The sequence below is a fragment of the Streptomyces sp. NPDC059788 genome (assembly GCF_042732265.1).
Classification (GTDB): Bacteria; Actinomycetota; Actinomycetes; order Streptomycetales; family Streptomycetaceae; genus Streptomyces.
This window is the reverse complement of record NZ_JBHWHY010000095.1, coordinates 1-12,987: the sequence shown is the minus strand read 5'-3', so window position 1 is coordinate 12,987 and position 12,987 is coordinate 1. Positions and strand designations below refer to the sequence as shown.

Annotated in this window: 9 protein-coding genes, 1 pseudogene and 1 CRISPR repeat array; of the genes and pseudogenes, 5 read left to right on the top strand and 5 right to left on the bottom strand. The window is 70.3% G+C overall.

The window, feature by feature from the left end:
- Positions 1-804: 804 nt before the first annotated feature.
- Both ACFV57_RS42055 and cas2e read left to right on the top strand, forming a co-directional pair.
- A pseudogene (locus tag ACFV57_RS42055) lies at positions 805-1,149 on the top strand (type I-E CRISPR-associated endonuclease Cas1); the annotation flags it as partial.
- Positions 1,146-1,499, top strand: a complete 354-nt coding sequence (gene cas2e, locus ACFV57_RS42050) for a type I-E CRISPR-associated endoribonuclease Cas2e (RefSeq protein ID WP_385244385.1) — start codon at positions 1,146-1,148, stop codon at positions 1,497-1,499. The pseudogene ACFV57_RS42055 and the gene cas2e, both read left to right, overlap by 4 nt.
- A 135-nt stretch (positions 1,500-1,634) precedes the next feature.
- Positions 1,635-2,701: a CRISPR direct-repeat array (repeat unit 29 nt; unit sequence GTGGTCCCCGCGCGTGCGGGGCTGTTCCC).
- Positions 2,702-4,115: 1,414 nt separating this feature from the next.
- On the opposite strand, the gene ACFV57_RS42045 is transcribed toward cas2e, so the two are convergent.
- The 5 genes from ACFV57_RS42045 to ACFV57_RS42025 all read right to left on the bottom strand — a co-directional run bounded on the left by ACFV57_RS42045 (position 4,116) and on the right by ACFV57_RS42025 (position 10,073).
- On the bottom strand, positions 4,116-5,627 hold the full coding sequence (locus ACFV57_RS42045) for an LCP family protein (RefSeq protein ID WP_385244382.1): 1,512 nt from the start codon (positions 5,625-5,627) through the stop codon (positions 4,116-4,118).
- Positions 5,628-5,712: 85 nt separating this feature from the next.
- The gene (locus ACFV57_RS42040; protein ID WP_385244380.1) at positions 5,713-7,836 is read right to left on the bottom strand and encodes a bifunctional polysaccharide deacetylase/glycosyltransferase family 2 protein; all 2,124 of its coding nucleotides are present in this window, start codon (positions 7,834-7,836) and stop codon (positions 5,713-5,715) included.
- Positions 7,833-8,222: a hypothetical protein gene (locus ACFV57_RS42035; protein ID WP_385244377.1), complete on the bottom strand. Its 390-nt coding sequence runs from the start codon at positions 8,220-8,222 to the stop codon at positions 7,833-7,835. The genes ACFV57_RS42040 and ACFV57_RS42035 overlap by 4 nt, the downstream gene beginning before the upstream one ends.
- 857 nt (positions 8,223-9,079) lie before the next feature.
- Positions 9,080-9,613, bottom strand: coding sequence for a class I SAM-dependent methyltransferase (locus ACFV57_RS42030; protein ID WP_385244374.1), 534 nt, complete (start codon positions 9,611-9,613; stop codon positions 9,080-9,082).
- Positions 9,614-9,668: 55 nt separating this feature from the next.
- Positions 9,669-10,073 (bottom strand): DUF5825 family protein, encoded by a 405-nt coding sequence (locus tag ACFV57_RS42025; RefSeq protein ID WP_385244388.1) that lies wholly within the window; start codon positions 10,071-10,073, stop codon positions 9,669-9,671.
- A gap of 183 nt (positions 10,074-10,256) precedes the next feature.
- Here ACFV57_RS42025 and ACFV57_RS42020 point away from each other — a divergent pair, with 183 nt between their 5' ends.
- From ACFV57_RS42020 to ACFV57_RS42010, 3 genes are all read left to right on the top strand, one after another.
- Positions 10,257-10,982, top strand: a complete 726-nt coding sequence (locus ACFV57_RS42020; RefSeq protein WP_385244371.1) for a DUF4232 domain-containing protein — start codon at positions 10,257-10,259, stop codon at positions 10,980-10,982.
- A 345-nt stretch (positions 10,983-11,327) separates the two neighbouring features.
- Positions 11,328-12,263: an LPXTG cell wall anchor domain-containing protein gene (locus ACFV57_RS42015; RefSeq protein WP_385244369.1), complete on the top strand. Its 936-nt coding sequence runs from the start codon at positions 11,328-11,330 to the stop codon at positions 12,261-12,263.
- A 110-nt stretch (positions 12,264-12,373) separates the two neighbouring features.
- Positions 12,374-12,967 (top strand): hypothetical protein, encoded by a 594-nt coding sequence (locus tag ACFV57_RS42010; RefSeq protein WP_385244366.1) that lies wholly within the window; start codon positions 12,374-12,376, stop codon positions 12,965-12,967.
- The last annotated feature ends 20 nt before the right edge of the window (positions 12,968-12,987 follow it).

Sequence of the window (12,987 nt, the reverse complement as noted above, 5' to 3'; positions counted from 1 at the left end):
CCCGCTTTCGCACCCCACTTGACGTGATGAACTTCCTCGCACAAGGAGACAGCGACACGGAGATCAAGACCGCATGTTGATTCTCTGCAAGCCCTAACGAGTGCGTGCGCGGTAGGCAGTGCGATACCGAGGGCGGCGTTGGGGCCCGGCGGAGTGGTTGTCGAGATCTGTGGATCGGTGGCCATACGCGGGGTCCGACCCGGGTGTCGTTGCGACCGCGTGGCAGCGTCAGGCGAGGCCCCGAGGAAGCCCGAAAGCGCAGCATGCAGGATTGCGGGTTGCTCCGGGTGGAGATCGTGGCTGGCGCCCGGGAAGCTCATGACCATGGTGGCGGGTCGCTGCCAGAGCATCTCGTCGGCTTCCTGAGCAGGCATGAAGCTGTTTTGGGACAGGACGATCAAGCGGGGTGTGCAGCCTGTCCCCGTTCACGCCCGAGGAACCTGGGCATTCTCCCCCAGCGAGCGGACCAGCATGCCCCCGGTCGAGCGAGGCCACCATCCGCTCTCTCGTTCCGGCCCTTCCCCCTGGACCACCTGAGCACCCTGACCGTACTGAGCGACCGGGTCGCCTCCGACAAAACCCGCTTCGCCTACCGCGCCGGCGAAAAGCCCACCCAGCCAGGTCCCTCCTGCACAGCACCGCCGCCGCCCACGTCGTGCGCGAACTGCGCCTGCTGGACGCCCCAGAGCAGCGACTGCCCACTTCCCCGACGCCCTACAGCAGGCCGTGGCACGTGGGAACGCTCGCCGCGATGAAGGAGCCCCGATTCCCCTGCCAGTTCAGGCAGGAAGCACTCGAAGCACCGCCCTGGGCTGCTCCCTCGCCCTGGGTTTCGTCCACTCCGGCCACGAACGCTCCTTCGTCCTGGACATCGCCGACCTCTACAAGACCGACACCGCCATCCCCGCAGCCTTCGACGCCGCCGCCGACGGCATCGACGACGTGGCCTCCCGCACCCGCCGAGCCCTGCGCAACCGCATCAACGACACCAACCTGCTCGACCGCTGCGTCAACGACTTCAAAACCCCGCTTCACCAGAACGACGACACCAGTGACGCCCCAAACGACCAGGACCGCGTGACCCTGCAATCCGACGGCGACACCCACCTGGAAAGCGGCCGCAACTACAGCGACGAGACGCTGTGGTGACCGTCATCAACCTCGCCAACTGCCCCGCCGGCCTACGCGGCTTCCCCACCCGCTGGCTCCTCGAATTCTCCCCCGGCTCCCCCAGCGCCCGCATCCGCGACCTCCTGTGGTACGAAGTCCGCCAGTACTCCAGCCAAGGCCGCGCCCTCCTCGTCCACCAGACCGACACCGAACAAGGCTTCACCTTCCGCACCCACCACCACGCCTGGCACCCCACCGACCACGAAGGACTCACCCTCCTCCACCGACCCGCTCCCCGAACCACCCCACCGGAAGCCAGCCGCCCGCCGCAGCCCCCGAAACAGAACTGGAGCAAGGCCGCCCAACGCCGCAAATACGGCCGCCGATAACCACCCCGGCCCGCATCCCGCGTCCCGCATGAATGGAGCAGCCTGCCGATGCCGGAACATATGCCTGTTATGTCGGAATCCCTGGAAGTAAGTAAAAACCCCTCCCTCGCCTGACAAAGCCGCTGGTCACGGCCTGTGGTCCCCGCGCGTGCGGGGCTGTTCCCGACGCCGTGGCCGCCGCCAAGCGTGTGCCGAGGTGGTCCCCGCGCGTGCGGGGCTGTTCCCTCGGCGCGCATGGCCTTGTAGAAGCGCTCCTTGTGGTCCCCGCGCGTGCGGGGCTGTTCCCGACCGCGTCGTGGCCGCCGAACAGCACCTGCCGTGGTCCCCGCGCGTGCGGGGCTGTTCCCCGCCGCACGCGTCGTTGAGCAGTGTCCGAAGGGTGGTCCCCGCGCGTGCGGGGCTGTTCCCGAGACCCGCGTCGAGGGCGCCACCAGCACCGTGTGGTCCCCGCGCGTGCGGGGCTGTTCCCGGGAAGAGCGATGCGCGGCCCGCCGTTTCCGGGTGGTCCCCGCGCGTGCGGGGCTGTTCCCGGCACGGCACAGACCCGCGTGGGTGTTGGCCTGTGGTCCCCGCGCGTGCGGGACTGTTCCCGACAAGAAGAGCCTCCTCTACGAAATCGGCGAGTGGTCCCCGCGCGTGCGGGGCTGTTCCCATGATTAGCTCCCTCCCGTATCCAGCCGACGGGTGGTCCCCGCGCGTGCGGGGCTGTTCCCGGCGGGCAGGCCGCAGCTCAGGCCGCACAGCGGGTGGTCCCCGCGCGTGCGGGGCTGTTCCCACCCCAAACACCGAACCAAGGAGACAGACCATGTGGTCCCCGCGCGTGCGGGGCTGTTCCCACCGCGCCAAGGGGCCCCGCGTCATCGGAGCCGTGGTCCCCGCGCGTGCGGGGCTGTTCCCGAGGAGGTACTTGCCCTGCTCAGTACGACGCCGTGGTCCCCGCGCGTGCGGGGCTGTTCCCGGGGTGGGGTCGGTGGCGCAGGCGGGGCGGCTGTGGTCCCCGCGCGTGCGGGGCTGTTCCCTGGGCGCGGCCGATGCGCGAGGTGCGCACCGCGTGGTCCCCGCGCGTGCGGGGCTGTTCCCCCGGACTCGCCGCGGCACTGGCTCCGGACGCAGTGGTCCCCGCGCGTGCGGGGCTGTTCCGGCACCGGCTACGGGCCCGCCGTACACCGCCGGGTGGTCCCCGCGCGTGCTGGGCAACTCGTGGCCGGACAGGTGAGGCTGGTCGTGGCGTCGGGGGCCGGCGTCGCTATGGCGCCGGCTTCCGCCGTCACGCAGGCAAACGCTCACGCGCAGACCACACGCACTTCGGGATGGACACCCAACCGTTCACGGTCTCACGCGAGCGAATTGACTTACTCCCTGGACAATTCAGCCGATTGTCCCTGGCAAGGACTGGTCAAGCAAGGTACCAATCTGGCGGAATCAAGGAGGCTCTCATCAGGGATTCCTGATGCGGTCGCAGTGCGTTGCCGTGGCTTCCGCCATGGCAGTGGCGTCTGCGTTGGCGGCACCGAGTTCCGCATCGGCGGTGCGGGCTCCGGTCGTGAAGGCATTCACATCGCCCAAGGATCACACGTTCACGGTGCAGGAGGACGCCCGGAGCATCCGCGTGGCGGCGGCGGTGGCGGCGCGTATGCATCGTGTGTGTTCACCGTTCGGGGCGGACAGCAATTTGACATCGTCTTCGCCCGGGGCGGTGCCGGGGGCCGCGGCGGATCAGGCAGGTACGGCTATGGCGAAGGCTGCGGGGGCGGTCCGGGATGGCAATTCGCCGGCAGTGGAGAAGGCGGGTGTGCGGGAGCCGGCTGGCGCGGGGACGGCCTACTGCACCGGCGGCTCCGAGCTTGTCGTCGCAGCGGGCAAAGCTGGAACGCGTGGAGAACACGGCGCCGCCGACCACCGGGGAGCAGGCGGCGACGGAAGCCTGGCGCTGTCACCTGACGTCTTGAACCACTGCACCGACGCCTTCGACGCGTCCAGCGGTACAGGCCGCACGGGAGCGGGCAACAACGGCGCATCCGGTGATGACGTGTCCCAAGTGCCGGCGTCGGAAGGCCACAGCGGGGAGGTCGGGTGCGTGCGTAGTGGTGTCGACCAGCTGACGTCGTCTGGCCGCTCTGGCGGGACAACCGGACTTCATCGCACGAGACACCCCAACGTCGGGACGGCCGGACCGCCGCCCGAAGCCCCGGAGGCAGCGGCTCGGGTGCGCGTGGAGGCACGGGAGTCGCGGATCGCGGAGCTGACGGCGCAGTCGGAGAACGAGTGCCAGACGTCGTCGCGGTTGCGGGTGCCCGGCGGGAGGTGCCAAGGCGGGGTGGCGGAGGTGTCTGGAAGTGACGGCCGATGCGCCGCGGCCGAAGCAGGCCATTGCAGGCCAATGCGGGCCGAGCAGATCGCGCCGCCGATCGGACTACCCGCGGCACCAGCGCAGATCGAGGGAACCCGGGCGAGGCTGAAACGACTGGTGGAGCGGGGTGTCCGGCCAATGAGGACGAGCCCGGCCCGTTCACCCCCCGCCCACCGGGCGGCCGAGAAACAGTGGCCTCCCGCAACCGCGGAGCCCCGCCCACTGATGACGGAACCGTTCCCGGTCGTATCGTTCCAACCCTCCCGTCACCGTCCGGCCCGTTGCTCTTTCTGCCGCTGTGGGCGGTCGTCACGTGTCGGTGCGTGGCTACCGCGGCGGTTCCGGGGTGTCTTCCCCGTCTCCGTCACCGGGCGGTCGTACCGCAGGGCGTCGAAGAGCCGGGCCGTCCCCCTGGCGTCCCACTTCAGTACGTTGCCCTTGGGCGTGGGGACGCCGATGCCGGACACGGGCACGTTGAGCTGTTTGCCGTGTCCGCCCGTGACGCTCTGTACGGCGAGGAAGATCCTGCTGAGATCGCGCAGGCTCATGTCCTTGTCGACGATGAGCGTGTCGAGCCCGGCCTCCACGGCCGGGCCGATCTCCGTCGGGTCGAAGAGGGTGTCGGGCTGGGCGGCCTGGTGGGCGAGGGTCGACAGGAACTTCTGCTGGTTCTTCGACCGGCCCAGGTCGCCCTCCCTCTCCTGGTGCCGCTGGCGGACGAAGGCGAGCGCCTGCCTGCCGCTCAGGGTGTGACAGCCCTTGCGCAGGTCGGCGCCCGACTTCTCGTCCTTGATGTCCCGGTCCAGGCACATCCGGACGCCGCCGATGGCGTCGACGATGTTCACGAAACCGGCGAAGCCGATCTCCGCGTAGTGGTCGATGCGCAGCCCGGTGTTCTTCTCGACGGTGTGCACGAGCAGTTCGGGGCCGCCGTAAGAGAAGGCGGCGTTCAGCTTGTCCCGCTCAGGCCGCTTGGTCTTGCCCGTCGACGTGTCGAGGCGGCCGGGCACGGTGATCCAGGAGTCGCGCGGCAGGCTGACCATGCTGGTGCCGTGGGCCCCGGTGTGCAGCAGCATCATCGAGTCGGTGCGCCGGCCGCCACCCCCGCCGGCGTGCAGGTCTTTCACGTCGTCCTCCGAGAGTCCGTCGCGGCTGTCCGAACCCACGATGAGGTAGTTGGTCCCCTCGCCGGGCGGTGGCCGGTCCCCGTACGCGCCGAGGTCGACGTCACGTTGGAGCCGGGTCTCGGCCCAGCCGTACGTACCGCCCGCCGCGACGACCCCGACGGCCAGCAGGACGAGCACCGCCCGCCGCAGCCTCCTGCGTTTCTTCGGCTGCCGGGCGTGGGCGCGCCGGGGCCCGTAGCGCGAACTGGGGCGTTCGGCGAACCGCTCACGCGCGGCGGCGCCTTCCGGGGCCGCGTTCGGATCCTGGTCGACGTACGGGGCTCGGCCGGCGTACGGGTCCTGGCCGGCGTACGGGTTCTGGCCGACGTACGGGTCCTGGCCGACGTACGGGTCCTGGCCGGCATAGAAACCCTCGGCATACGGCCCCTGCCCGGCATGCGAGCCCGGAGCGGCGTACAGATCTGGATCGGCGTACGGCTCCGGCTCCGGCTCGGCGTACGGTCCCCGGCCGCCCTCCGGCCCCGGGCGCCACAGTTCGCCCGTCACCCGCACCGGCCCCCGGCGCACGGGACGGCTCCCGGCGTCGCCGGGCCGGCCCTGCTCCCCTGCGGGTGTGGTGAGACCGGCCCGCTGGTCCGGCGGGTTGGTCATGGTCAACTCCCTCGTTCATGTCCACGTCGGACTCGCGCGGCCGCTCGCCGGTTCCGCTCCCGTCCCCTCCGTCCCCTCCGTCCCCTCACTGCGGCGACAGGCTCGGCCGCGGGGGCTGCTCCTCGAACGGGCCTCCGGGCGTCGATGCGGACGGTTCTTCGAGCAGATACGGGTCGGCGGTTCCGGTGCGCTTCATGCTGTGCCACTTCAGGCGGGTGCCGAGCAGCGCCGTGGTCACGGAGTGAATGACCACCAGGTACATCAACTGCCGGTAGACGAACTGCTGGAGCGGCAGCACCCACAGCACGCGCAGCCGTTCGCGGTCGAGCCGCAGCGCGTACGCGGCGGTGACCAGCTGGACGGAGAGGAACCCGAACCAGACGAGGCCCGCCTCCACGGGGTCGCGGAACAGGGCCCCGAACAGGGCGAACATGTCCACGACCGGGGCGCACAGCGGCAGCACGATCTGGAACAGCGTGACGTAGAGCATGACGCGACGGCCGAAGCGTCCGGCGGGGCCGACCTCCTTCACCGTGTGGCGGTGCTTCCACATCGACTGGAGGGTGCCATAGCACCAGCGGTAGCGCTGGCGCCACAGCTGTCGCACGGTGCTGGGCACCTCGGTCCAGGCGACCGCCGACTCCTCGTAGACGACGCGCCAGCCGGCCCGCCAGAGCGCCATCGTGAGGTCGGTGTCCTCGGCCAGGGTCTCGTCGCTGACGCCGCCGATGCCCATCAGCGCGTCCCTGCGGAAGGCGCCGATCGCCCCCGGAACCGTCGGCATGCACTCCAGGACCTCGAACATCCGCCGGTCGAGGTTGAAGCCGAGGACGTACTCCAGGTGCTGCCATTTGCCCATCAGGCGGCGCCGGTTGCCGACCTTGGTGTTGCCGCTGACCGCGCCGACCGCCGGGTGGGCGAGCGGCTGGATCAGCCGGGCCAGTGCCGCGGGTTCGAAGATGGTGTCCGCGTCGACCATCACGACGATGTCGTGCCGGGCGTGCGCCAGGCCGGTGTTGAGAGCGCTGGGCTTGCCGCCGTTGGGCTGCCGGATCACCGTCACCCGTGGATCGTCGATGCCCTCGGCGAGGTCGGCGGTGGAGTCGGTCGAGCCGTCGTCGATCACGATGATCTGCAAGTGCGGATGGGTGGACGCGAGGAGCGAGTACACGGTGGAGGCGATGCCGGCCTCCTCGTTGTACGCCGGCACCAGGACCGTCACCGGGTCCCGCACCGCGCGCAGCCGTGGCGCGCCGGGCCGGTACCGGTGCAGCCTGCGCACGTGCAGCCGGGCGAACACCGCGAACAGGAGCATCCGCAGGACGCCGAGCACCCCCGTGAGGGTCAGCGTCCACACCATCACGGTGAGGAAGGCGTGCCCGAGCCGCTGCGACCAGATCAGGCCCTGCCCCTTGATCTCCTGGATGACCGATACCTCTTCGAGGAAGGAGGAACGGCCGAGTCCGCCGCTGATGGTGGTGAACCGCCGCACGCTGCGGTCCTCCAGCAGATCCTTGGCCTCGTGGTAGCCGAGGTCGGTCTGGCTGTGCTGCGTCACCACCCCCCGCCACGGCTTGCGGTCCTTGTGGTCCGAGGCGACCACCAGATATCCCTGCGCCGCCGCGCGCTTCGCGGCCGGCCACTGGGGGCCGCAGAGCGTGTCCGCGGCCGTGGTGTGCGGCAGCCTCAGCAGGGTGGTGTTGATGCCGGCCGCACCCGCGAAAGCGGTCTGGGCGAGTGGCAGTTCGAGCCGCGCGCGCAGCGCTGAGGCGGCACCGAGGTCGCCGCCGCTGTAGGTGTACGAGCCGATCTCGTGCCCGTCGCGCAGGATCTGCCGGACCAGCTCCGGGTTCCGGGCCGCGTCCTTCCCGTAGACGAAGAAGGTCGCCCGCGCATGGTGTTCGCGCAGCAGGTCGAGCAGACGCGGCGTCCACACGGGGTCGGGCTCGCCGTCGAAGGTGAGCGCGACGGTCCCGGGTGGCATGCCCGCGGTGGTGACCCCCTTCGGGCCGAACCGCAGCAGCGGTTTCCCGTCGTCCGCCGCACGCGGGATCGGCCGGGCGCACGGCGGCTTGGTGCGTGCGTCGTCGACCTGGTGGGTCGTCCAGCCCTCGAAGACCAGGGCGACGGCGACCACCAGGAGGACCAGCAGGAGCACGAGCCAGTGTCCGCGCGGCGGGCGCCGCACACCGGCGGCGTGCCGGCTCACTGCCTCGGGCCTCCGGCCGACGGGGCGGATCTGCCGGCCGGCGGGCGGCGGGCGTCGCGGTCCGCCTGGGTCCTGGCCGGCGGCCGGTGTGCCTCGGCCCGGGCCGGTGCGCCTCGGCCGTACCGCGACTTGCCGGCGTCCGGGCCGGAAGGCACCGGCCCGTTCATACTCGGCGGGTGCGTGCCGACCGGCTGCCGGAGTCCGCTGATCAGCGTGCCGACGAACAGCAGATACCCGAGGCAGGCGCAGCCCACGGCCAGGGCCGCGCCTTGCAGCGTCCGCCTGCGCCAGCCCGACCGGGCGATGAAGACGGGATGCCGGGTGGAGGCGGCCTCGGGACGCCGTGCCGCCGGGGTCACGCGGGACGCCGCGCTCCGGTGCGGCATGCTCGGTGCCGTGTCCCACCCCGTTTGCCGCGCCGGGTCATGCTCCCCGCGGGCAGGGGGTATGGACGACAATCGCCTGTCGTGCGGTGTGCTGGCTATGTGGGGGATGCCCTGCACTGGTGCTCCTGGTCTGCGGCCGCGCACGCGCGACTCTTTGTGTGGGGGGACGGACCCGGGGGTCCGCTGTACTGCTTGTGAGACGTCGGAGCAGCATCCCGGTGCCCGGCGCGTACGGACGTTTCCCGTACGTGCGCATGCCGTACGCGCTTCCCGGGTGGGGCCGGGAGGCCACGTACGCATGTGCCCTCACGAGGGCCGGGAGGGCAGGGTGCAGCCCTCGGCGATCACGAGCCCCCGACCCTACTCGGGCACCCGGGTGTCACGGCAACAGGCCATCGCGGCCTTTACATCGAGATAAACGACACCCGCGACGTCGAAATCACGGTCACACTCGACCGCCGGCCCGGTCGTCGTCTTCCGTTCGTCTTCGCGTCTCCATCTCGGGGACGTCCGCCGAAACCTCCGGGACATCTGTCGAAACATCGGGGGCATCCGGCGAAACCTCGGGGACATCCGGCGAAGGCTCGGCGGCCTCGACCGGGGCCCGCGTTCACCTCGCGCGCGGACGTGCCGCGAAAGAATCTGTGAGTATTCTCGCCCTCACGACCGGCTGAGCCGTGTCACTCACCGTCCTCACCAGCAACCGCCGGAAGAACTGGCCGTCCGCACTCCTGCCGCTCTCGGTCCGTGTCAGTTGTCCCTTCTCCGGAGCACGGCGTATCGAGCCGGCCAGTCCGTAACACCCGTCCGTCGGCCGAAATCGGCGATCCGATGGTCGAGGACGGTGAACCACGTCGTCACCGCGTCGCGGAAAGTCTCTTCAGTGGTCCAGGACGGGCCGCTGGTCTGGTCCAGGGCTTGCTCTTCGCTGAGCGCGGCGGCTCCGATATGTATCCACAGTCCGCCGGGCGGCACATCCGGGCGATTGCCGCGGCGAACGTCCGACGCTCACGGTCAGTGGGGCAGGTGTGCAGTACGCCACGGTCGAGGACCACCGGGAACGGGTCCAGGGGGACGTGGGCGGTGACGTCAAGGACCTCGTACCGCACCGCCGAATCGGGCGGTGTGCGTCGTCGGGCCTCTTTGATGGCCTGGGCCGAGAAGTCGCAAGCCGCCACGGCATAGGCGCGGTTGTCGAGCCATCGGGCGGTGGTGCCGAGCCCGCAGCCGACATCCATGACGCGGGCCGGGGGCGGAGCGTACTCGGCGAGGAGTTCGCCCAGTACGGGTGGTGGTTCCTCGTCCCATCCTGCCGTCGTGGAATCGTAAGTGCGATCCCATTCCACCGCGTTGAGGGAGCGCAGCGGCAAGGTCTCATCGCCATGGGGCATGGTCCTTGACTCCTCTCCGTGCTGTGTTCCGGTGCGCGGCTGTTGCGTTCTTCCGTCATGCCACCACCGGCCAGCGGGTGATGCGGGAGGGCAACCACCACAGAAGGGAGCCGATCTGGTGCACGAGACCTGACTTCACAAATGCCGCTATTTCCTGCTGCCGGAAATCGGAGACCAGGGCACCGTCCAGGAGCGACGCCAGCTTTCTTTGGTGCACTTTGCGCATGATGACGCGCCGTTGTGTTCCGTGTCGCAGGTCGGTGACTTCGACGAAGCCGCTGCCTCGCCGGTATCCACACTTGTTCATGTGGAACAGGGCGGGCCACTGGTCGAGGACGGAGTCGCCGTCGGGGCCGGCCACCGACCGCGAGGGATACAGGTGGCTGAACAGCCGCCATTGTCCGATCTCGGTGCCGAGGTCCACATCCCAGTCGACGGAGAGACCGCGTCCGGGCCCGATCCGGGGTGGTGCAGCAGCAGTTCGATCCGCGCCCGCGGTTCAGCCGATGGCTTCCGGCGGAGATCACCCGCGGACGCGTTAGCCGGGTGTTAGCGGAGTGGCAGCTTCTCGCTAAGGGGGCCGGACAGGATCGGTGTCGTACCGAGGAAGCAACGTCACCAACTGCCCCGGGGGGAACCCGAAATGAGCTCCAGCGCCACCACCCGCACCGTCCGCCGCCGTACCCTGCGCGTCGCCGCCGCGGCCCTGACCGCGGTCGCCGGACTCACCTTGACCGCCTGCTCCGGTTCGGACGCCTTCGGCGCGAAGGGCGCGAACCGGCCGGATGCGGGTGTGGCCGCCGCGGACCCCGGCGGTGCGGGCGCCTCCTCCGATGTGCAGGGCTCCGAGCCGCAGGCGGGTTCCGGCGCGAAGGGCGAGACCAAGGCGGGGGCCCCGGGCAAGCAGTCCGGCGGCGGCCGGGGCGGCAAGGCGGGTTCGGGTGTCGAGCGCTGCCACACCTCCAACCTGACGGCGGCTTTCGCGACGGGTGAGGACGCGACTCCGGACCCCGACGCGAGCGGCGGGACGACCACGAGCATCGTGCTGACCAACAAGAGCAGCCGCTCCTGCAAGATCGGCGGTTTCGCCGGTGTGGACCTGACCTCCGAGAACGGCGGTCAGCGCTGGTCGCTGACCCGCTCCTCGGCCAAGCACGGCTCGATCACCCTGGGCCCCGGGGACAGCACCGACTTCACGGTCAGCCTCGGCATGGCCAAGGACGACGACGAGGGCTCCTACCAGCCCGCCCACGCGGTCGTCACCCCGCCCGACGAGACGACCTCGCTGACCCTGAAGTGGCCCTGGGGCCCCCTCGTCCACCAGGACGGCGCCACCCACCCCGCTACCTTCGTCAACCCCATCGGCTGACCGAGGCCGCGAACTCCCGTGGCTCCTGTGGTCCCCGTGGCTCCCGTAGGCGGGAATTGCGTAATCCGCTACGTAGATCGCGCCCGAACGGCGCACCGACACGGCCCCGGCATCTACTGTCGACAACGTCGCCCAAGATCTTTTCTGGGTGGGCCCAGCCGCTCAGCGCGTGCAGGGCGAGCAAGGAGATGACGATGAGGCCGCGGCGTACCCGTATCGCCACGGTACGCGCGTACACCTGTCCGCGAGCGCGCTCCCGCACACCATGCGTCATACACATCCCGACCATGACGAACGTCAACCTGTGCCGCCCAGGCGGCACCTGGAATCCGAGAGGTCTACTGGATGAAGATTCGCCGCGCCCTGACGGCCGCCGCAGCGGCTGCCGTGTTAGCGCCCGCCACCGTACTGGCCGCGCCCGCCGCCGCGTTCGCGGCGGAGCCGGTGTCCGAGGCCGGCCCCGGGAAAGCCGCCACCAAGACCGACGAAAGGACCACCGGGGGTTCCACCGGCGCAGGTTCCGCCACCGGTGGAAACAAGAACGCCGGTGATTCCGATGATGCGGGTCAGGCCTGCGCGTTCGAATCGAACCAGTTGCAGGTGGCCGTCCGCGGACTGCCGCGCCAGCTGGCCGTGGGCGGCGCCTGGTCCCCCTTCTCCATGACGCTCACCAACACCACCGGCAAGGCCCTGGGAGAGGTGCAGCCCTTCCTGCAGGTGTCCTCCGGCGAAGCTGTCGACCGGCCGTACTGGGAGCTGGAGACGGAGTACCGCGACGCCAAGACGGGGCGGTGGAAGACCTTCCACGACGCGCTGCCCGAAGACCTGTTCGGCTACTTCAGCATCGGTCCGCGCGGCGCCGTCACGCTCCAACTGCGGACCCGCGTGGTCAAGAACGCCAAGCCCGGCACCGGGTACGCGGTCGCCGCCGGCGACTACCGCAACAGCGACGGTTCCTGTGGTTCGGCCAAGGAAGCCTGGTACGACTTCACCATCCTCCCGGCGGGCACGAAGCCGACGCAGCCGCCGGCTTCCAAGCCGGGCGGCTCGGGCGAATCCGGCCAGAGCGCCGCGTCCGGCGGCGGTACGAGTGCTTCCGGTTCCGCCGGTGGCCTCAGCGCGCAGGGCGGCGCCAACCTCGCCGCGACCGGCTCCTCGACCGCGCTCCCGGCGATCGCTCTCGTCGGCGGAGCCGCGATGCTGGCCGGCGCGGGCACGGTCGTCGGGGTACGCCGCCGCAGGAGCGCGGCCGGCCCGGGCGCCACGGACGCCACCGCGTAAGCCCAACCGTTTCTCCAAGAACCTGACAACCCAAGGATCCATGGCCTCGAAAGTCAATGGCACTGGAAACAAAGGCTCCAAGGGTCCGAAGAACCGGGAAAGAGATCTTCATGAATCTGCGTCGCGCCCTGTCGGTCTCGGCCGCTACGGCCGTCCTGCTCCCCGTGGCGGTGGCCGTCGCGCCCGCCTCTCAGGCGGCCCCTGCCGCGGAAATGCCGAGTTGTTCCGATATCGGAGATCCCTACGGCGCCAACGCCTTCGTGAACCGCTCGTTCGGCGTACCCAAGACGGTCACTCCCGGCACCGACTGGACGACCTACACCGCCACGCTCAGCAATGCCTCGGCGAAGGAGCTGAAGTCGTTCACCATCAGCGCCGAGGTGCTCAGTTACGTCTACAACGAGGGCGAGCGCGACCTGAGCCCGTACAGCGATCTGCAGTACTGGGACACCTCGCAGCGCGCCTGGAAGACGCTGCGCCAGGCCGATGGAGACGCCCGCGGCAGCGTCCCCGCCCCGAAGACGCTGAAGCCCCGCGAGTCCGTCCACGTGCAACTGCGGTTCAGGCTGCACAAGGACCTGCCCATGAACCAGACGTATGACGCGTTCACCGGCATCACCGGCACCTTCGTCGACCGCTACCAGGGCACGGACTGCACCGTCAACGGCGTCGCCGGCGGCGGCTTCTCCCCCGTCAAGGGCTGAAATCCGCGCGGGCCTGCCGC

Coding starts and splice junctions, on each gene's coding strand:
- ACFV57_RS42045 (WP_385244382.1), bottom strand. CDS start 5,627: ATGACCAACCCGCCGGACCAGCGGGCCGGTCTCACCACACCCGCAGGG.
- ACFV57_RS42035 (WP_385244377.1), bottom strand. CDS start 8,222: ATGCCGCACCGGAGCGCGGCGTCCCGCGTGACCCCGGCGGCACGGCGT.
- ACFV57_RS42030 (WP_385244374.1), bottom strand. CDS start 9,613: ATGCCCCATGGCGATGAGACCTTGCCGCTGCGCTCCCTCAACGCGGTG.
- ACFV57_RS42020 (WP_385244371.1), top strand. CDS start 10,257: ATGAGCTCCAGCGCCACCACCCGCACCGTCCGCCGCCGTACCCTGCGC.
- ACFV57_RS42015 (WP_385244369.1), top strand. CDS start 11,328: ATGAAGATTCGCCGCGCCCTGACGGCCGCCGCAGCGGCTGCCGTGTTA.
- ACFV57_RS42010 (WP_385244366.1), top strand. CDS start 12,374: ATGAATCTGCGTCGCGCCCTGTCGGTCTCGGCCGCTACGGCCGTCCTG.